General features: G+C 73.1%; 15 protein-coding genes. 10 read left to right on the forward strand and 5 right to left on the reverse strand.

The genetic code is table 11. From position 1 onward, the window contains the following. The first annotated feature begins 10 nt into the window (after window positions 1-10). The 7 genes from ACTWP5_RS02395 to ACTWP5_RS02425 are packed head-to-tail and all read left to right on the forward strand — an operon-like array spanning window position 11 to window position 6,947. Entirely contained in the window at window positions 11-784 is a 774-nt protein-coding gene (locus tag ACTWP5_RS02395) for an IclR family transcriptional regulator (RefSeq protein WP_443218985.1), read from the forward strand. Continuing rightward, window positions 781-1,704, forward strand: a complete 924-nt coding sequence (locus ACTWP5_RS02400; protein ID WP_443218986.1) for a nitrilase-related carbon-nitrogen hydrolase — start codon at window positions 781-783, stop codon at window positions 1,702-1,704. The genes ACTWP5_RS02395 and ACTWP5_RS02400 overlap by 4 nt, the downstream gene beginning before the upstream one ends. 8 nt (window positions 1,705-1,712) lie before the next feature. Next, window positions 1,713-2,276, forward strand: coding sequence for an amino acid synthesis family protein (locus tag ACTWP5_RS02405; protein ID WP_443218987.1), 564 nt, complete (start codon window positions 1,713-1,715; stop codon window positions 2,274-2,276). Beyond that, on the forward strand, window positions 2,273-3,622 hold the full coding sequence (locus ACTWP5_RS02410; RefSeq protein ID WP_443218988.1) for an aminotransferase class III-fold pyridoxal phosphate-dependent enzyme: 1,350 nt from the start codon (window positions 2,273-2,275) through the stop codon (window positions 3,620-3,622). Before ACTWP5_RS02405 ends, ACTWP5_RS02410 begins: the two co-directional genes overlap by 4 nt. A 25-nt stretch (window positions 3,623-3,647) precedes the next feature. After that, window positions 3,648-5,078, forward strand: a complete 1,431-nt coding sequence (gene hydA / locus ACTWP5_RS02415) for a dihydropyrimidinase (protein ID WP_443218989.1) — start codon at window positions 3,648-3,650, stop codon at window positions 5,076-5,078. Window positions 5,079-5,088: 10 nt separating this feature from the next. After that, complete coding sequence (locus ACTWP5_RS02420) at window positions 5,089-6,093, forward strand: LLM class flavin-dependent oxidoreductase (RefSeq protein ID WP_443218990.1); 1,005 nt, start codon at window positions 5,089-5,091, stop codon at window positions 6,091-6,093. After that, the gene (locus ACTWP5_RS02425) at window positions 6,090-6,947 is read left to right on the forward strand and encodes a nitrilase-related carbon-nitrogen hydrolase (protein ID WP_443218991.1); all 858 of its coding nucleotides are present in this window, start codon (window positions 6,090-6,092) and stop codon (window positions 6,945-6,947) included. The genes ACTWP5_RS02420 and ACTWP5_RS02425 overlap by 4 nt, the downstream gene beginning before the upstream one ends. A 54-nt stretch (window positions 6,948-7,001) precedes the next feature. On the opposite strand, the gene ACTWP5_RS02430 is transcribed toward ACTWP5_RS02425, so the two are convergent. Then, entirely contained in the window at window positions 7,002-8,450 is a 1,449-nt protein-coding gene (locus tag ACTWP5_RS02430) for a WGR domain-containing protein (protein ID WP_443218992.1), read from the reverse strand. Window positions 8,451-8,568: 118 nt separating this feature from the next. Beyond that, window positions 8,569-9,099 carry a pyridoxamine 5'-phosphate oxidase family protein gene (locus tag ACTWP5_RS02435; protein ID WP_443218993.1) on the reverse strand — a complete coding sequence of 177 codons (531 nt, stop codon included), beginning with the start codon at window positions 9,097-9,099 and terminating at the stop codon, window positions 8,569-8,571. 272 nt (window positions 9,100-9,371) lie between these two features. Between ACTWP5_RS02435 and ACTWP5_RS02440 the strand changes: the two genes are divergently transcribed. The 3 genes from ACTWP5_RS02440 to ACTWP5_RS02450 all read left to right on the forward strand — a co-directional run bounded on the left by ACTWP5_RS02440 (window position 9,372) and on the right by ACTWP5_RS02450 (window position 14,283). Next, window positions 9,372-10,253, forward strand: a complete 882-nt coding sequence (locus ACTWP5_RS02440; protein WP_443218994.1) for an SAM-dependent methyltransferase — start codon at window positions 9,372-9,374, stop codon at window positions 10,251-10,253. A 780-nt stretch (window positions 10,254-11,033) separates the two neighbouring features. Next, on the forward strand, window positions 11,034-11,969 hold the full coding sequence (locus ACTWP5_RS02445) for an alpha/beta hydrolase family protein (RefSeq protein ID WP_443218995.1): 936 nt from the start codon (window positions 11,034-11,036) through the stop codon (window positions 11,967-11,969). Window positions 11,970-12,282: 313 nt separating this feature from the next. After that, complete coding sequence (locus ACTWP5_RS02450) at window positions 12,283-14,283, forward strand: serine/threonine-protein kinase (protein WP_443218996.1); 2,001 nt, start codon at window positions 12,283-12,285, stop codon at window positions 14,281-14,283. Between the two features lie 100 nt (window positions 14,284-14,383). Here the strand turns inward: ACTWP5_RS02450 and ACTWP5_RS02455 are convergent, their stop codons facing one another. The 3 genes from ACTWP5_RS02455 to ACTWP5_RS02465 all read right to left on the reverse strand — a co-directional run bounded on the left by ACTWP5_RS02455 (window position 14,384) and on the right by ACTWP5_RS02465 (window position 17,947). After that, window positions 14,384-15,751: a cation:proton antiporter domain-containing protein gene (locus ACTWP5_RS02455; protein ID WP_443218997.1), complete on the reverse strand. Its 1,368-nt coding sequence runs from the start codon at window positions 15,749-15,751 to the stop codon at window positions 14,384-14,386. A 329-nt stretch (window positions 15,752-16,080) separates the two neighbouring features. Further along, window positions 16,081-16,998, reverse strand: a complete 918-nt coding sequence (locus ACTWP5_RS02460) for an alpha/beta fold hydrolase (RefSeq protein ID WP_443218998.1) — start codon at window positions 16,996-16,998, stop codon at window positions 16,081-16,083. Window positions 16,999-17,209: 211 nt separating this feature from the next. Next, on the reverse strand, window positions 17,210-17,947 hold the full coding sequence (locus ACTWP5_RS02465; protein WP_443218999.1) for a DUF4232 domain-containing protein: 738 nt from the start codon (window positions 17,945-17,947) through the stop codon (window positions 17,210-17,212). Between the last annotated feature and the right edge of the window lie 14 nt (window positions 17,948-17,961).

Raw genomic sequence — 17,961 nt, forward strand, 5'->3', positions numbered from 1 at the left:
GAGAAGGACGATGAGCGAACCAGGGCTGGTGCGCCGCACCATGGACGTGCTGCGGGCCGTCGCGGCCCACCCGCGCGGCGTGGGCCTGAGCGACGCCGCGCGCGCCGCCGGGCTGCCGAAGTCCACCTGCTACCGGGTCCTGTCGGTGCTGGAGGAGGACGACTGGGTCGCCCTCGATCCCGTCACCCGCCGCTACCACGTCTCCCTCGGCCTGCTGCCCGTCGTCGGCGGCCTGCTCGACGAGAACGGCGTGTACCCGCGCGTCCGCGCCATCGTCACCGAACTGGCCGCCACCGCCGGGGAGACCGCCGGGTTCGACGTGCTGCTGCCGCCGCACGTCCGCGTCGTCGCGCAGGCCGCGGGCCCTCAGCTCATCGGGCAGACCCCGCGCCCCGTGCCCCGCACCCAGCCGGTGTGGTGCACCTCCACCGGCAAGGTGCTGCTCGCCTGGCTCGACGCTGACGCCGTCACCGAGGGCTACGGGCCCGAGCTGGCCCGCAGCACGCCCGAGGGGGACGCCTTCCTGCCACGTTTCCTCGACACCCTCCAGCAGGTCAGGGAGCAGGGGTACGCGCACACCGCGGACGAGCTGGAGCCGGGCGCCGCCTCGCTCGCCGCGCCCGTCCGGGTCGGCGACCACGTGCCGTACGCCGTGTGGGTCGGCGGTCCCACCTTCCGGTTCACCGGGGAACGTCTCCCCCAGCTCATAGGCCACGTGCGGGCCGCCGCCACGGAGCTGGGCGGGCTGCTGTCGGCCACCTCCCTCCCGGGGGGCCTGCGATGAGCACGACGCCCCAGACACCCCAGACACCCCAGACGCCCACGTCGCCCACGTCGCCCACGTCGGGCACGGCGTTCCGCGTCGCCTGTGCCCAGCTCGACCCCGTCCTGGGCGACACCGCCGGCAACATCGCCCGCACCGAGGCCGCGGTCCGCCGGGCCGCCGCCGACGGCGCCCGCCTGGTCGTGCTGCCGGAGGCCGTCAGCAGCGGCTACGCCTTCCACGACGCCGACGAGGCCGCCCGCCACGCCGAGCCGCTTCCCGACGGGCCCTGCTCGACCGCCTGGCAGCGGCTGGCCGCCGAACTCGGCGTCTGGATCGCGGGCGGCATCGTCGAACGCGCCCCCGACGGGCGTCTGTTCAACAGCGCGGTGCTGATCGGGCCCGACGGCCCGGCCCTCACCTACCGCAAGGTGCACCTGTGGAACGCCGAGAAGGAGATCTACGCCCCCGGCGACCTCGGCTTCCCCGTCGCCGACACCCCACTCGGCCGCGTCGGGCTGCTCGTCTGCTACGACGCGTGGTTCCCCGAGAGCCTGCGCTCCCTCGCGCTGGCCGGCGCCGACCTCGTGTGCGCCCCCAGCGACTGGGTCCCCGTCCCCGGCCAGCCGCCAGGGCCCCCCATGGCCAACCTCATGTGCATGACCGGCGCCCACAGCAACCAGCTGTACGTCGCCGCCGCCAGCCGCACCGGCACCGAACGCGGGCAGCGGTTCATCGGCTCCAGCGTCATCGTCGACCACACCGGCTGGCCCCTGGCCGGCCCGGCGGGCGAGACGGGCGAGGAGCTGATCAGCGCCGCGATCGACCCGCTCGGCAGCCGCGCCGCCCGCCACCACAACCCGTTCAACCAGCCCCTGCGCGACCGCCGCCCCGCGGCGTACCGCACGAGCACCCGCACCCGCACCCTCACCCGTAGCTAGGAGCCGACATGTCACTCGTCGTTCGCAAGATGGTCCGCCACCTGGAGGAGACCCGCATGGAGATGGGCCGCCCGGTGCCCCGCCTCCACCGCGTCGCGATCGTCGCCGCCGTGCTGGAGAACCCCTACCCCACCGGCTACGTCGAGGACCTGGTCACCCTCGCCGACGAGGTCGGCGAGGAGCTGGGCACCCTGGTCGGCCCGCCCTGCGTCGAGCTGCTCGGCGAGGAGCCCGAGGCGTTCGGCAAGGCCGCGCTCGTCGGCATCGACGGCGAGCTGGAGCAGGGCTCGGCCCTCATCCACAACCTCCGCTTCGGCAACGTCTTCCGCGACGCCGCCGGCGGCACCGAGCTGTTGCCCGCCGGCGAGAAGACGGGGCTCCCCGGCGCGCCGCTCGACGTGCCGCTGAAGCACAAGACCAACGCCAAGACCCGCTCCCACCACCAGACCGTCACCCTCGTGGTGCCCGACGCGCCCCGCCCCCGCGAGATCGTCGTCGCGTGCCTGGCCGCCAACGCCGGACGCCCGCTGGCCCGCCTGGCCGCCTTCGGCTCCGAGGTGGCCTCGGCATGACCGGCACGACCACCTGGACCGCCGAACGCATCGCCGCCGCCGACCGCGCCCACGTCATCCACTCGTGGGCCACGCAGGGCGCCGTCCGCGCCCTGCCCGTCGCGGGCGGCAGCGGCTCGTGGTTCTGGGACCACGACGGCAGGCGTTACCTCGACTTCCAGTCCCAGCTCGTCAACCTCAACCTCGGCCACCAGCACCCGAAGCTCGTCGCCGCCATCAAGGAGCAGGCCGACCGGCTGTGCTACATCGGCCCCGGCTTCGCCGAGCGCTCCCGCGCCGAGCTCGCCGAGCTGCTCGCCGAGCTGACGCCGGGCGAGCTGTCCATGACGTTCTTCACCACCGGCGGAGCCGCCGCCAACGAGAACGCCATCCGGCTGGCCCGCCACGTCACCGGCCGCCCCAAGGTCGTCTCCCGCTACCGCTCCTACCACGGCGCCACCGCCGGGGCGATCTCCCTGACCGGCGACCCCCGCCGCTGGGCCGCAGAGCCCGGCATGCCCGGCGTGGTGCGGATGTTCGACCCGTACACCTACCGCTGCCCCGTGGGCCACCCCGATCCCTGCCCCGTCTGCACCGGCGGCCCGCACCTGGAGGAGATCCTCCAGTACGAGAACCCCGCCAGCGTCGCCGCCGTCGTGCTGGAGACCGTCACCGGCACCAACGGCCTGATCTACCCGCCCGACGGGTACCTCGCCTCCGTCCGCGAGGTCTGCGACCGGCACGGCATCCTGCTGATCCTCGACGAGGTGATGGCCGGGTTCGGGCGGACCGGCGAGTGGTTCGCCTGCGACCACTGGGACGTCGTCCCCGACATCCTCACCACCGCCAAGGGCCTGAACTCCGGCTACGTGCCGCTGGGCGCCATGACCGTCGGCCCGCGCGTCGCCGACTGGCTGGACGACCACCACTTCTGGGGCGGCCTCACCTACGCCGGCCACCCCCTGGCCTGTGCCTCCGGCGTCGCCTCCGTCCGGATCATGCGGGAGGAGAAGCTGGTCGACAACGCCCGCGAGCGCGGCGAGCAGCTCGGCCGGGGCCTCGCCGAGCTGGCCGCCCGCCACCCCGCCGTCGGCGACGTCCGCGGCCGGGGCCTGTTCTACGGCGTCGAACTCGTCCGGAACCGCGAGACCCGCGAGCCGCTGGTGCCGTTCAACGCCAAGGGCGAGGCCAACGCCCCGATGAGCCGGCTCATCGCCGCCGCCCTCGAACGCGGCCTGTACCTCAGCTCCTTCTCCTCGGTGGTGCGGCTCACCCCGCCGCTCGTCGTCACACCCGAGGAGATCGACCAGGCCCTGACCATCCTCGACGAGGTGCTGGCCCTCGCCGACACCCACTACGAGGGATGAGCGACCAGGGATGAGGGACAACGCCATGACCAGCGCGCTTCTGCGCGGCGGCACCGTCGTCACCGCCGAGGCGGCCTTCCGCGCCGACGTCCTGGTCCGCGACGGCGTCATCGCCGCCGTCGGCGACGGCGCCGACTGGCACGCGGACCGCACGGAGGACGTGACGGGCGCGCTGCTGCTGCCCGGCGGCGTGGACGCCCACACGCACCTGGAGTACCCGATCGACGGGTTCACCACCCGCACCGCCGACGACTTCACCTCGGGCACCGTCGCCGCCGCCTTCGGCGGCACCACCACCGTCATCGACTTCGTGAAGAAGGAGCCGGACCTCACCCTCCACGAGACCTTCCTGCGCCGCCGCGCCGCCGCCGAGGAACGCTGCGTCGTCGACTTCGGGCTCCACGCCATCGTCCCGCCGCGCGAGCAGCAGCCCGAGGCGTCCATCCACGCCGACCTGCTGCGCCTGCTGGCGGACGGCGTCTCCAGCTGGAAGTTCTTCATGGCCTACCCCGGCACCCAGATGGTCGACGACGGCCAGCTGCTGGCCGGGATGACGCTGGCCGCCGAACACGGCGCGCTGCCGATGGTGCACGCCGAGAACGGGCACCTCGTCGCCTGGGAGACCGAGCGCCTCCTCGCGCGCGGCGACAGCCAGGAGCACCACCACCACACGGCGCACACCCACGCCTCCGAGGCCGAGGCCGTCCACCGGGCCCTCGCGCTGGCCCGCTCCGCCGGCAGCCCGCTCTTCGTCGTCCACGTCTCCAGCCGCCAGGCCGCCGACGAGCTGGCGCGGGCCCGCGCCGCCGGGCAGGCCGCCTGGGGCGAGACCTGCCCGCAGTACCTCGTGGCCGCCTACGAGGACTACGCCGGTCTCGGCGAGCTCGCCGCCGGTTGGCTGTGCTCGCCGCCCATCCGCGAACGCGCCAACCAGGACGCCCTGTGGACCCACCTCGCCGCGGGCGGCCTGTCGACCGTCGGCACCGACCACGCCGGGTTCTGCCTCGGCCAGCCCGCCGACCTGCCGCCGCAGAAGATGCGCAGCCCCGGCTACTTCCCGAAGGTCCCCAACGGCGTCCCGGGCGTGGAGGAGCGGCTGACGCTCCTCCACCACCACGGCGTCGCCGCCGGGCGCCTGAGCCTGCCCCGCTTCGTCGAGGTCACCGCCACCGCGCCCGCCAAGCTCTTCGGGCTCTACCCCCGCAAGGGCGCCATCCAGCCGGGCGCGGACGCCGACCTCGTCGTCTGGGACCCGGCGGCCCAGCGGCAGCTCTCCGCCGCCACCGCCCACTCCCGGTCCGACTACAGCCTGTACGAGGGCATGAAGGTGACCGGTGGGGCCGTCCACGTCCTCTCGCGCGGCGAGTTCGTCGTCAGCGGCGGCCGGCTGGGCGCCCCGCCCGGCCGGGGCCGCTACCTGCACCGCGCCACCCGCGCCACCCGCAGCACCGTTTAGGAGCACCACCATGGAGATACCACTCGGCATTCACGTCGGGGAGCGGCTGAGCCTCGAACAGACCTACTGGCAGGCCGAGTACGCCGACCGTCACGGCTTCGAGTCGGTCTGGGTCGCCGAGGGCCGGCTCGCCCGCGACAGCATCGTCCCCGCCGCGATCATCGCCTCCCGCACCCGCGACATCCGCATCGGCACCGGCGTCGTCAACAACAAGAGCCGCAACGCCGCGCTGATGGCCGTCACCTTCAAGACCCTCGACGAGGTCGCCCCCGGCAGGATCATCCTCGGCATCGGCGCCTGGTGGGAGCCGCTGGCCACCAAGGTCGGCGAGCCGCTCGTGCGCCCCCTGGCCGCCATGCGCGAGTACCTCGGCGTGCTGCGCACCTTCTTCCGCAACGAGGTCGTCGACGTCGAGGGCGACTTCGTCACGATGCGCGGGGTGCGCTTCGACAGCATGTACCGCGAGAACAAGCCGGTGCCCATGCCGATCTACATCGGCGCCGTCGGCCCGAAGATGCTCCGCCTCGCGGGCGAGATCAGCGACGGCGTCCACCTCGACTTCCTCCTTCCGCCCTCCTACCTGGAGATGGCCCGCGCCCGCATCGCCGAGGGCGTCGCCCGCCGCACCGACGGCGCCGACGGCATCGACGTCACGCAGATCGTGGCGTGCAGCGTCAACGACGACGACCCGCAGGAGGCCATCGACGCCTGCAAGGCGTTCCTCACGCTCTACCTCATGCAGCAGCCCCACATCGCCGAGCACTGCGGCGTCGAGCCCGGCATCGTCGAACGCATCCAGGCCACCGCCCGCTGGCCCGCCACGCCCGAGGACATCAAGCGCGCCATGGTCCACGTGCCCAACTCCCTGGTGCAGCGCGTCACGGCCTGCGGCAGCGCCAAGGACGCCTACGAGAAGCTGCTGGAGTACCACGAGGCGGGCGCGCGCTGCCCGGTGATCTCCACCCTCGGCGACAAGGAACAGACCCTGCGCAAGCTGACGGAGGCCGCCTCGTGACATCCCTCGACGCCTCCCCCCTCGACGTCGCCGCCGTGCAGCTCACGGCCACCCCCGACCCCGACGCCAACCGGGCCCGCGCCCGGGAACTGCTCGACGAGGCCGCCGGGCGCGGCGCCCGTGTCGTCCTGCTGCCCGAGCTGTACGCCGTGCCGTTCGTCCAGCCGGACCCCGACCCCGACTACTTCGACCTCGCCGAACCCCTGGACGGCCCCTCCAACGCCGTCGCCCGCGAGGCGTCCGCCCGCCACGGGATCACCGTCGTCTCCTCCGTCTTCGAGGCGTCGGCCGTCCCCGGCGTCTACCACAACACCGCCTGCACCTACGTGGCCGGCGAACTCGCCTCCGTCTACCGCAAGTCGCACCTGCCGTTCTCCAACGGCTTCCCCGAGAAGTACTACTTCCGGCCCGGCGAGCACCCCCCGGAGGTCGTCACCACCAGCGAGGGACTCGGCGTCGGCACGATCATCTGCTACGAGCGCCACTTCCCCGAGCTCGGCCGCCTCGTCGGCCTCGGCGGCGGCACCCTGCTGTGCGTGCCCGTCGCCTCCGCCAGCGCCCCCATGCGGGAGGTCTTCCAGCTCGAACTGCGCGCCCAGGCGGTCTTCAACGGCCTGTACGTCGTCTGCGCCAACCGCACCGGGCAGGAGGGCCCCAAGCGGTACTTCGGCACCAGCGCCGTCTACGGCCCCGACGGCGAGATCCTCGCCCAGGGCGGCGAGGAGGGCGACGAGGTCGTCATCGCCACCATCGACCCCGCCCACGCGGCCCGCACGCGCCGCACCCGCCCGTTCCTGCGCGACCGCAGGCCGGGCCTGTACGGCGGCCTCGCCGAGGGCCTCCCGCGTGGGTGAACCCGGTCACGCGCCCGGGCGTACGCCCCCGTACGCCCGGCCCCGTGGGCCGCGTCACAGCAGGCGCCGGATGTCACCGCGGACCCGGTAGAAGCCGCCCGCCGCCGGGTGCAGGGCGTCCACCACGTAGCGCGTCCCTGGCTGTCGTATCGCGCGCGGGAACTGGACGTTCCACGACGGGTCGTACCCCTCGGACACCACGTGCACCCGGAGGCGGCCGCCCTGCTGGACGCACTCGACGACGATCGCCCCGGCGGGGGCCTGGGCGACGGTCGCCACCGCGCCCGCCGCCGTGGCCGGTGCGTAGGTGGGCAGAGCCGCGGCGAGCTTGACGTCGCGGGCCACGGGCACCGAGCCCTGCTGCGCCGCGGCGACGGCCGCCTCGCTGGCGTCCACGCACACCAGCGAGCCGTCCGTGGTCACCAGGTACAGCCGCTCGTCGCGGTACTGCATCGACAGGGCCGAGCCGCTGCCCGTGCCGAGCTTCCACAGGCGCGTCCCGTCCGCGTCGAAGCAGTAGACGGACGAGGCGTCGTCGCCGGCGAAGAGGAACCGCCCGCCGGGCGAGGCGGCGCACGAGTACACCGCGCTGTCGCAGGCGTACGTGGCCTCGATCGCGCCGGTCGCCTTCGACAGGCGCTGGACCACGCGGTGTGCCGTCCCCGCGTAGACGGCGTCGGCCTCCTGCCAGCCGAACAGGACGCCGCCCCGGGTGGACGTGTGCCACAGCTCGCCGCCGCCGTCGGGCGCGTAGGCGGTGACGCCCCGGTGGTGGCCGTGGTAGACGGCCCGGTCGTCGGCGCGGACCATCCAGGCGTGCCCGCCCTGGCTGCGGCGGGCCCACTGGTGCTCGTCCTCGTGGTCGATGACGGTGAGCCGGCCCTCGCGGTCCGAGACGTTCAGCACGCCCTCGTGGATGTCCAGCCAGAAGATGTCGACGTCCGCCGCGATGTCGTACGCCGCGAACGGCAGCTTCGAGGACAGGTCGTAGACCCGGCCGTCGTCACAGCCCGCGTAGATCCAGAAGTCGTCGGCGACCAGGCACTTCACGCCGTCCGGCAGGCTGAAGCGGGCGAGGACGTCGCCGTCGTGGTCCAGGGTGTAGACGTCACCCGCCTGGTTGCCCACCCAGCAGCGGTCGTCGTCGACGTGGATGCCGAACGCCGCGGAGCTGGTGCGGAAGCGCCACACCACGGGCGCCACGGCCCGCGCGGTGGACGGCGCCGAGGTCACCTGACGGCGGGTCACCGAGCGCGGGGCGCGCTGCCCGGGAACGGCCGGGGCGTATCCCTTGCGGACCTTCTCCCCGACCTTCTTCGCGGCGGCGGCCCGCGCCTTCTCCGCGGTGGGGAACGTCGTCGTCTGGGTCTGCCCGGCGGCGCCGATCCGCCCGTACCGCACCGTCACCACCTGGCCGTCGACGACGACCTCGTAGAACTTGTGCGCGCCGCCGCCTTCCTGCGAGAGCTCCAGATACGTCGTCGACACGGACCCCGTAGACATGACAGACCCCTCCCAGGGCTTCACCCGCGGCTTCTCCGGCGGGCCTCCACTGCTCGAACCGTAGGAGGAGCCACTGACAATCACCCCGGCGCCCGGTCCCGACGCGGCCCGCACCCGGTCAGGGCTGGGGCTCGGCCGTGAGCTTCGCGAGGTCGGGGGCGTAGACGGTCATCCAGTGCGGACGCAGCCGGTAGTAGACCACCTCGTTGTCCCAGTCGAAGGCGTCGTCGCCGTAGAAGCCCGTGAGGTACGCGCGCAGGTACGGCCAGTCCGCGGCCGGCTCGCCTCCCCGGGGGTTCAGGATCTCCACCGTGCCGTGCGTGAACACCCCCAGGTCCTCGCCGCGCGTGTGCGCGGCGCTGGCCGCGGGCCGTGCGGCGAGGTGACGGGCCTTGGCGGCGTCGGGCGCGGTGCCGAAGAGCCACCTCCCGTGCAGGAAGTGCCCGTCCACGGCGCTGATCCGGGGTTCACCGTTCGCCGTCACGGTGGCCAGGGTGAGGGTGCACATGCCGGTGAGGACCCGGGTGAGGTCCCCCGCGGACAGCGTGCGCTCGGTGTTGATGATCGAGCGGAGGTGCGAGGTGGAGCGGGAGAGCGAGGCGTCGAGGAGGGCCTGGAGCTCTTCGAGTTCTGCTGGCGTTTCGCGCATGGAGGTCCCTGTCTGTCCGTGAGGCCGGTCCGCGTCCGCCGTGGACGCCGACCGGTCACACCATGCTCGACCCGATACCCGACACCCTGTGTCGGAATTTTTTTCCTCACCCGGTTTTTCACCCGTCCCGCGGACGCCGTCGGAGGAGCCGGACCGGATGCCGCCTCGCGCGGGCGCGCCTGACGGCGAGGCGGCTGGGGGCCCTGTGACAGACTGCGGCAAGCACACAGCCGAGCAGAAGTGATCGGTTTTCGGAGAGGAGTTGACGTCGGATGGCCACTGACGGGGCGTCGCACGGAGGGTCCGAGGCCAGGGACGGCAACGTCCCGTACGACTGGAGCTGGGCCACGTCGGGCCCCGAGGTGCCTCCGTCGCCTGAGATCGACACCTCGAAGCCCAGCATCGCCCGGGTCTACGACGCGGCCCTGGGCGGCAAGGACAACTACGCCGTGGACCGCGCCGTGGTCGAGGAGGCGGAGAGGATCGCGCCGGGGGTCGCCACCGAGGGGTCCCGCGTCAACCGGCAGCTGCTGATCCGTGGCGTGCGATACCTCGCCGAGCAGGGCATCGACCAGTTCCTGGACATCGGCTCGGGCCTGCCGACCGTGCAGAACACCCACCAGGTCGCCCAGGCCGTCAACCCCGGCGCCCGCGTCGTGTACGTGGACAACGACCCCATCGTGCTCGCCCACGGACAGGCGCTCCTGGCGACCAACGCCACCACCAAGGTGGTCACCGCCGACCTCCTGGACCCGCGGGGCGTCCTGAACCATCCGGATGTCGACGGATTCCTCGACTTCTCCCGCCCCATCGGCCTGGTGCTGCTGGCGATCGTGCACCACGTGCTGGACGAGGAGGACCCCATCGGCGTCCTCAACACCTACAAGGACCGGCTCGCCCCGGGCAGCCATCTCTTCATCAGCCACTTCTCGAACGCCTTCCCCGAGGCGCGCGCCATGGAGGAGAACCTCATCCGGGCGCTGGGCAGGGGGCAGCTGCGCGACGAGGCGGAGATCACGGCGTTCTTCGACGGCTTCGAGCTGCTGGAGCCCGGCGTCGTGCCGGCTCCGATGTGGCGCCCCGACAGGCCGCTCGTCGAGCCGCCGGGCAGCAGCGGGCTGCTGTTCCTCGGCGGCATGGCCCGCAAGCCGTAGCCGGCGACGGTCGCGACCATCGGCCAGGCGCCCTCGGCCCCCCTGTGGTCGACGTCTGACACGGCGTGGGCGCCGGCCGGCAGTCGGAGCCGAGGGCCCGTCGGCCGCGTTCGCCCCGCCCTCTTTTTCGGAGCAGAAGCGGAAATCACCGTGAGCTTCTTCGTGGCGACGAACGAACCGTCGCCACGGTTCGATCCTCCATGGAAGGGCACCGGGAAGGGATTCACCCCCCAAGATGCCGGTATCGCCCTCCCCGGCGAGCACGACCGAACGCTCCGCTCCGCGTCGGGATCACGTTTCTTTCGGCCTGGGAAGCGAAAGTTAAGGCCCACAGGGTGTTGACGCCTGGTCTGCGCGCCCTATGATCTGGTGTCTGAAGAACCGGCCAGCGTCCGGAATCCCGAACGCTGGTTGGCGCGCGCGTCCCCACCCGCCCCGCGGACGGCGCACGACAGGAACACGCACCATCCGTTCGTTCCGGTGAGGCCCTCCCCTCCCCCACGCCACCGCGCCGGACTCCCCAGGACACAGGCGATGTTCGGCCGGTTCGGCCGGTTCGGCCGGGTGGGTCTCCCCACTGAGGCGCCACGGAGTCCCCCATGCCCGCTTCGACACGTCGGTCCCGCTCCCCGGCCCCTTCCTCCGGCCGTGGTCGCTCGGCGCGGCGCGGTCGCGGGGCCCCCTCCCCTCCGACGGGTTCGGCGGCGAGGGGCAGCCGCCGGCCAACACCACCTCCCCCACACCCCCACACTTCCAACCCCCACACCCAAGGAGTCATCCATGCCGATACGACGGCGTACCATCCTGGGCTCCCTCCTCGGCCTGAGCGCGGCCGGAGCGGTGGGCACGAGCGCCTCCCTGCTCGGCACCCCCACCGCACACGGCGTGACGCCGCGTCAGGCCCCGGCCGAACGGTTCGCCATCGGGGTGCGTGAGTACGACTGGAGTCGTGGCAGCCGCCGGCTGGTCACGCGGATCTTCTACCCGGCCACCGGCACCCCCGGCGGCAACCCGGTCACCAACGCCCCTCTCGCCGACGGCGTCTTCCCCGTCGTCGAGTTCAGCCACGGCCTGGGCGGCAACCCCGAGAGCTACGCGCCGCTGGTCCGCCCCCTGGCCGAGGCCGGCTTCGTCGTCCCCGCCCCCGTCTTCCCCACCACCTCCTCCGGCACCCCGGGCAACGTCCAGGACGTCTACAACGGCAACCAGTCGATGGACGTCTCCGAGGTCATCACCCGCACCCTCGCCCTGAACACCACCTCCGGCGACCCGTTCGCCGGACGCCTGGACACCGCCGCCGGCGTCGGCGTCGCCGGCCACTCCCTGGGCGGCATGACCACCCACGGCCTGCTCACCGCCTGGCCCGACGAACGCATCGCCGCCGCCGTCCCCTTCGCCTGCGTCGACATGGGCAACCCCGCCTCCTCGGTCACCGCCAACGTCCTGTTCGTCCACGGCGACCGCGACACCCTCACCCAGTACTCCTCCGCCCGCCAGGCCTACGCCGAACTCCCCGCGCCCAAGGCGTTCCTCACCCACGTCGGCGCCGCCCACGACGAGTACATCTGGAGCGGCTACAACCACACCCAGACCGTCGCCACCTACGTCGACTGGATGCGCTGGAGCCTGTACGCCGACACCGCCGCCCGCGACCGCCTCCAGACCGACGCCACCTCCGGAACCACCACCACCCGCTGGGAAGCCGCGCTGGGATAGGCGTCCTCCACGCGGCCTGCCGCAACGTGTCCCTGTCGGCAGGGTCGGCCCCCGCTCGCCTCGGCGACCGGGGGCCTTCCCCGTTTCGAGCCGACGACGAGGGCCACCCGCGGCTGTCGAGAAGGACCACGAGCCGGCCGAGGCAGCCCGAGCCTTCGCCCGGCATCGGCACCGACGCACCGCGGCGCGTCATGGGTGCGCAAGGCGCGAACCGGGCGTCGGGCGGAACCGGTTCAGGCCCCCCGCGCATCTCGTGATACTGATCGGTAAAACCGAAGACGTATTCGGACAGAGGACGAGGGCCGGGGTCACGTTGAAACCACTGGAGCCGGGCGATCCGCAGACACTGGGTCAGTACCGGCTGTTGCGGGTGCTGGGCGCCGGAGGCATGGGGAAGGTCTTCCTCGGGCGTTCGACCCAGGGGCGGACCGTGGCGGTGAAGCTCATTCACCCGCACCTCGCCCTGGATCCGGACTTCAGGAACCGCTTCCGGCGGGAGATCGCCGCCGCCCAGCGGGTCGGCGGCGAGTGGACCGCCCCCGTGCTCGACTTCGACACCGAGGGCGAGATCCCGTGGGTCGCCACGGGGTACATCGCGGGCCCCGCGCTGCACGACGTCGTGACCCAGTTCGGCGTGCTGCCGGAGCTCACGCTGTGGCGGCTGGCCGAGGGGCTCGCCCACGCGCTGACGGCGATCCACGACAGCGGACTGGTCCACCGCGACCTCAAGCCGTCGAACGTGCTGGCCACGGTGGACGGTCCGCGCGTCATCGACTTCGGCATCGCACGCGCCGTCGGCGGCAGCGTCCTCACCAGAACGGGAGCGGTGGTCGGCTCGCCCGGTTACATGTCCCCCGAGCAGGTCAGGGGCGAGACGCTGTCACCCGCCAGCGACGTCTTCAGCCTGGGCTCGACGTTGACCCACGCCGCCACCGGCGCCGGCCCCTACGACACCGAGGACGGCGCGGCCCACGCGCTGATGTACCGCGTCATCAACGAGCCGCCCGACCTCCGTCACCTCGCCGGCCCGCTGCGGGACCTGGTGACCGCCTGCCTGGCCAAGAGCCCGGGTGACCGCCCGACGCCACCCGAGGTCGCCGCGGCGGCACGCGCCCACCGCACCAGCGGGCCCTGGCTCCCCGCCCATCTGACGGACCAGCTGCTCCGCGACACGGTGCAGTTGCTCTCCATCGAGGAGCCCGCCCGGGGCCCGACGGCCGACACGCCACCGCCGACGCCACCCGACGGCCCGTCCACCCCCGCCCCCACGCCACCGCCCACGCCCACCCCCGCTCCCGCTCCCGCCGCGCCGGACACGATGCACCTGCGGGCGACGACGGAACCCGAGCGGGACCCGACGGCCGACACGCCGCCGCCCGCGGTCACCACGGACACGGTCCGTCTGCGCCCCGTCACGCACCCCGCGCGCCACCGGACGGCCGGCACGCCACCGAACGGGCGCCCCCGGAGCAGGACCAGGCGACGCCGACGGTCCGACGTCGTGGCCGCGGCGATCGCGGTGGTGGCGATCGTGGCGACGGTGCTCGCGGTGACGCTCAGCCTGCTGGACACCGGCGACGGCCCGCGGGGCGAGGCCGAGGCGGGGAGGTCACACGCCGACGGCAGGTACGGGAACGGCTCCGGGGACGACTCGCCGGGACAGTCGGACGAGGGATCGAGCGGGGACCCGTCGAAGGACCCGTCCGACGACGCGTCCGGCGACCCGACCGACGACTCCTCGGACGACGACGCGTCGGATGACCGGGGCGACACGTCCGGAGCGTCCTCGGACGGCGGCTCCTCGGACGGCGGCTCGGCCGAGGGCACGACGGACGGCTCCTCCGACGGGTCCTCGGGCGGCTCGTCCGACGGCTCCTCCGGAGGCTCCTCGGGTGGCTCCTCCGACGGCTCCTCCGGTGGCTCGTCCGGAGGCTCCTCCGGAGGCTCGTCCGGCGGCTCCTCGGACGGCTCCTCCGGAGGCTCCTCGGGCGCAGCCGGCGGGGGCGGCGGGGAGCCTCCCGAGGACGACGGGCTGAACGGGCAGGTCAGCCGCGAGGTGGTGGGCACCTGGGAGGCGAGCGCCGACTACATCACCTATGACGGCAGCCGCTTCACGGGAGACATCCTCGGCTGCTTCTACGTCTTCGAACTGGAGGGCGTCGGTGACGGCGGGCGCTCGGTGAGCCTCTCCGGGTCGAGCGGTTGCGGGGACTGCGACGTCAACTTCTGGTTGGAGGGCACGGACACCGCCGGCATGAACGCGTTCGACTCCTACGGCGGCGCGATGAGCGCGACGATGTACCGGACCACCTGACGACCACGCCCTCAGCGGCCGAGCGGCCGGCCGCGTTGCGTCCCCGTGCCCGCGCCCGCGCCGGTGCCCGGGTGGGCCCGGAACGCCTCCGGCACCGCCGTCACCGAGGCCGCCGGCGGCCTGACCAACGTCGAGGTCGTCGAGCCGTGGGCCCGTCACGCGGGGCCCCGGCCTGCGCCACCGCGACGCCCACCCCTGCACCCGGGCCCGGCCCCGGACCCGGCTCCACCCGCCGGGCTTCGGGAACGGCGGGGTCCGGGCGGACGATGCCGATCACCTGGAGGAGCGGCCCTGCCATGGCCGTGGTGACGACGGCCATCACCACCATCATGCTGAACAGCGTGTCGTTGATGATGCCGAGATGCCGGCCGATGTCCAGGATGACGATCTCGGTCAGGCCCCGGGTGTTCATCAGCACCCCGAACGCCGTGGCCTCGCGCCAGCTCATGCCCGACAGGCGGGCCGGCGGGATGGCACCGGCGAGCTTGCCCGCGACGGCGGTGGTCAGGATCAGCGCCAGCGCGAGCACCTCCGGCCAGCCCAGCGCCGTGACGTCGACCGACAGTCCCGTGACGATGAAGAAGACCGGCAGGAGCAGGGCGGCGACGCGCGCCAGCGGCGCGCCGAGGTGGTCGTGGAGGCCGGCGCCCACGCCGTTCCGCGGGGTGATCAGGCCGAAGGCGAACGCGCCGAAGATGGCGTGGACGCCGATCCACGACGTGTCGTAGGCGGAGAGGAAGACACCGGAGACGATGAGCGTGACGACCGAACCGTTGTGGCCGCGGCGGGTGGCGCGGGAGATGGCGACGCGCAGCAGCGGCCGGACGACCAGCAGCATGGCCAGCACGTAGCCGAGCGTCAGCAGCACGACCAGGGCGAACTGCCCGGCACCGGCCGACTCGACGACCGCGACGACCAGGACGAGGACGCTCCACGCCAGCACGTCCCCGACGGCGGCGCACGCCATGGCCGTGGTGCCGACCCGGGTCTCGGCGAGGCGACCGTCCCTGATGACGCGGGCGAGGACGGGGAACGCGGTGATCGCGAACGCGGTGCCGAGGTAGAGCGCGAACGCCCCGGCGCCCACGCCGTCGCCGGCGTAGCCGTCGTGGAGCAGGAACGCGGCGCCCACCCCGAAGAGGAACGGGACGACGAGGGACAGGCCGGCGGCGCTGCCGACGGAGCGGGACCGGCCGCGGAGCAGGCCGAGGTTCATCTCCCAGCCGGCGAGGAACATGAACAGCAGCAGCCCGACCTGCGCGATGGCGGAGAGCATGGGACGGGCGTCGTCCGGGAAGAGGCGCTGCGGCAGGTCGCCGGGAAGAAGGCCGAGGACGCTGGGCCCGAGGGCTATTCCGGCGAATATCTCGGCGACCACGGGCGGCTGGCGGAGCGGTTTCAACGCCCTGGTCAACACGAATCCCACGAGTAACACGACGGCGACGTCCGCCACGACAACGGCTTCCATCGACAAACCATCGGCGCCCATCGTCCGCCTCTTCCGCCGATCCGCTCCGCAGCTGTTCACGAAGCTCTGGGGTGAGCTTCCGGCAGCGACTTTCGAACGGTCAAGGCATTCGAAGGAAACTGAACGCTATTGATGAGGAACTGTCCTGTCGAGCCATCGTTCTGATACGGAATTTGGCACGTGATTTTCGAATCAACGGTGTGTCCGGTCCCCGGCTTCGTTGGTTAGTCCGTGGGAAACGGCCGGCGGCGCCCGGCGGTCGTGGTGACCGCCGGGCGTGTGGGGCACCCACCTCGCGGCGGCACGGGCGCCAGCCCCGACGCCGGGCGTCAGCCCCCGGCGGCCCCGGTGACGACCCGCTCGACGGCCGCGACGGCGACCTCCGGCTCGTCGAGGTAGATGTCGTGCCCGCTGTTCTCGGCGGTGCTCGGCTCGCTGTTCGTGGATATCGCCAGCCACTTCTCCTGGCCCGCGGCCCAGTCCTCCTCCAGGCCCTGCCCGTACTCCGGAACGATGTCCGGGAAGTACTCCCGGCCGTGCCGGATCACCTCCGCCGGGATGTCGCCGGCGGAGCGGACCTCCCCGTCGGTGAAGACGAGCCGCTCGGGGTTCTCGCCGCCGTAGACCGCGAGGGTCTCGGCGCGCAGGTCCCCCGCCGTGCCGGTGGCGGACTCGGGGATCCTGCTCGTGAGGTCCGCGACCGCCGTGGGCGAGGTGGCGTCCATCAGCACCAGGCCGCGGACCCTGTCCTGGTGGTCGGGGGCGTACCGGGCGGCGATCAGGCCGCCCATGGAGTGTCCGGCGAGGACGACCGGTGCGTCGCCGACGAGCTGGTCGAGCACGCCGGTGAGCGTCTCCCCGACGGCGTCGTAGTCCTGACGGCCGGGCGGCTGGTCGCTCTCGCCGGCGCCGAGCCGGTCGTAGGAGCAGACCCGCCCGTCCGCGCTCAGCGTCCGCTGGAGGTCGGCCATGGTGCTCAGGTCGTGGCCGCCGCCGTGCAGCAGGACGACGACCGGCCGGTCTCCGGCCGGGCTGCCGGAGCAGGACACGCGCACCGAGTGGCCTCCGACGGTGATGGTCGCGGTGCCGGTGAGCAGTTCCTCGTCGGCTTCCCGCGTGGGTGTGGGGGTGGGCGATCCCGAGCCCGCGTCGGCCTCCGGCTCGTCGCAGCCGGCGAGTCCGACGCCGGCCACCGCGCAGCAGAGGGCGATCGCCGCGGGGGTCTTCAGGATCTTCGTGCGGTTCACAGTTCTTGCTCCAGGAGATTGACGTCGAGAAGGCCGGCGTTCGGGGTGATGGCCCCTGTCGTCTCCGAACGCGGCCGTGGCCCGTGGCGGGTCCCTCGCTCGGGACCGCCGTGGGCGTCGAGCTCCGGAAGCCGGTGCCCGCACGGCATCACCGTGCGGGCACCGACCGGACCTCTGGACGTGTGTTCTACGGATCCGCGGTGCGGATGGTTCACCAGGTGAGCGCGTCGTCCATGTGGCGCTGCCAGTACGTGACGGTCAGCGTGTCGTCGAAGGAGACGCCGCCCTCGGGGAGGGGCGGGGTGGCGCTCTCGCCGTCGCTGTCCCCGTCACGGTTCTGGAACATGACCTCCAGGGTCGTGGCCGTGACGGGGTTCTGGCCGCTGCCGTCGGCCGCCGCCAGGAGGACGCCCGCGTAGCCCGACTCGTCGGGGGCCAGCGTGACCACCGCCTGCGGCATGGAGTCCTCGAAGACCGGCGGGACCGACTGGGCGTCCTCGAAGCGGAGGATCGGGTAGTGGAGGAGGTCGCAGCTCTCCGAGCCCGTGTTGGTGACGGTGATGAGGAGGTGGTTCAGGGGGCGGGAGACCTCGGTGACGGTGGTCTCGGTGTTCGAGCCGGTGCACGGGGCGTTCCGGCTGGCGTCGGTGCCCTCGTCCGGGCCGGAGCCCTCCGAACCGGAATCCTGCGAGGTCGCGTCCTGCGAGCCGGTGGAGCCCGCCGCGCTCGCCCCCGCGGACTCCGTGGAACCCTGCGAGTCGGCCTCGGAGTCACCGGCCCCGTCGCCGGTCTCCTCACCGGACTCGCCGCTCCCGCCCGTGTCGCCCGCCAGGGTCGAGGAGGCGCCCTCGTCCTGGGCGTCCTCCCCGCCACAGGCCGTCAGCGACAGCGTGGCGAGGGCGATCGCGGTGGCGGCGAACAGGCCGGTGCGGATGGTGCGTGCGGACATGAGTGGTCCCCCTG

Source organism: Streptomyces sp. 4N509B, assembly GCF_052245655.1.
Taxonomy (GTDB): domain Bacteria; phylum Actinomycetota; class Actinomycetes; order Streptomycetales; family Streptomycetaceae; genus Streptomyces.

What these genes read in the sequence shown, in the direction of transcription:
- ACTWP5_RS02455 (WP_443218997.1), bottom strand. Translation starts at nt 15,751, where the DNA reads ATGGAAGCCGTTGTCGTGGCGGACGTCGCCGTCGTGTTACTCGTGGGA.
- ACTWP5_RS02465 (WP_443218999.1), bottom strand. Translation starts at nt 17,947, where the DNA reads ATGTCCGCACGCACCATCCGCACCGGCCTGTTCGCCGCCACCGCGATC.
- ACTWP5_RS02410 (WP_443218988.1), top strand. Translation starts at nt 2,273, where the DNA reads ATGACCGGCACGACCACCTGGACCGCCGAACGCATCGCCGCCGCCGAC.
- ACTWP5_RS02405 (WP_443218987.1), top strand. Translation starts at nt 1,713, where the DNA reads ATGTCACTCGTCGTTCGCAAGATGGTCCGCCACCTGGAGGAGACCCGC.
- ACTWP5_RS02445 (WP_443218995.1), top strand. Translation starts at nt 11,034, where the DNA reads ATGCCGATACGACGGCGTACCATCCTGGGCTCCCTCCTCGGCCTGAGC.
- ACTWP5_RS02395 (WP_443218985.1), top strand. Translation starts at nt 11, where the DNA reads ATGAGCGAACCAGGGCTGGTGCGCCGCACCATGGACGTGCTGCGGGCC.
- ACTWP5_RS02435 (WP_443218993.1), bottom strand. Translation starts at nt 9,099, where the DNA reads ATGCGCGAAACGCCAGCAGAACTCGAAGAGCTCCAGGCCCTCCTCGAC.
- ACTWP5_RS02400 (WP_443218986.1), top strand. Translation starts at nt 781, where the DNA reads ATGAGCACGACGCCCCAGACACCCCAGACACCCCAGACGCCCACGTCG.
- ACTWP5_RS02420 (WP_443218990.1), top strand. Translation starts at nt 5,089, where the DNA reads ATGGAGATACCACTCGGCATTCACGTCGGGGAGCGGCTGAGCCTCGAA.
- ACTWP5_RS02440 (WP_443218994.1), top strand. Translation starts at nt 9,372, where the DNA reads ATGGCCACTGACGGGGCGTCGCACGGAGGGTCCGAGGCCAGGGACGGC.
- ACTWP5_RS02430 (WP_443218992.1), bottom strand. Translation starts at nt 8,450, where the DNA reads ATGTCTACGGGGTCCGTGTCGACGACGTATCTGGAGCTCTCGCAGGAA.
- hydA (WP_443218989.1), top strand. Translation starts at nt 3,648, where the DNA reads ATGACCAGCGCGCTTCTGCGCGGCGGCACCGTCGTCACCGCCGAGGCG.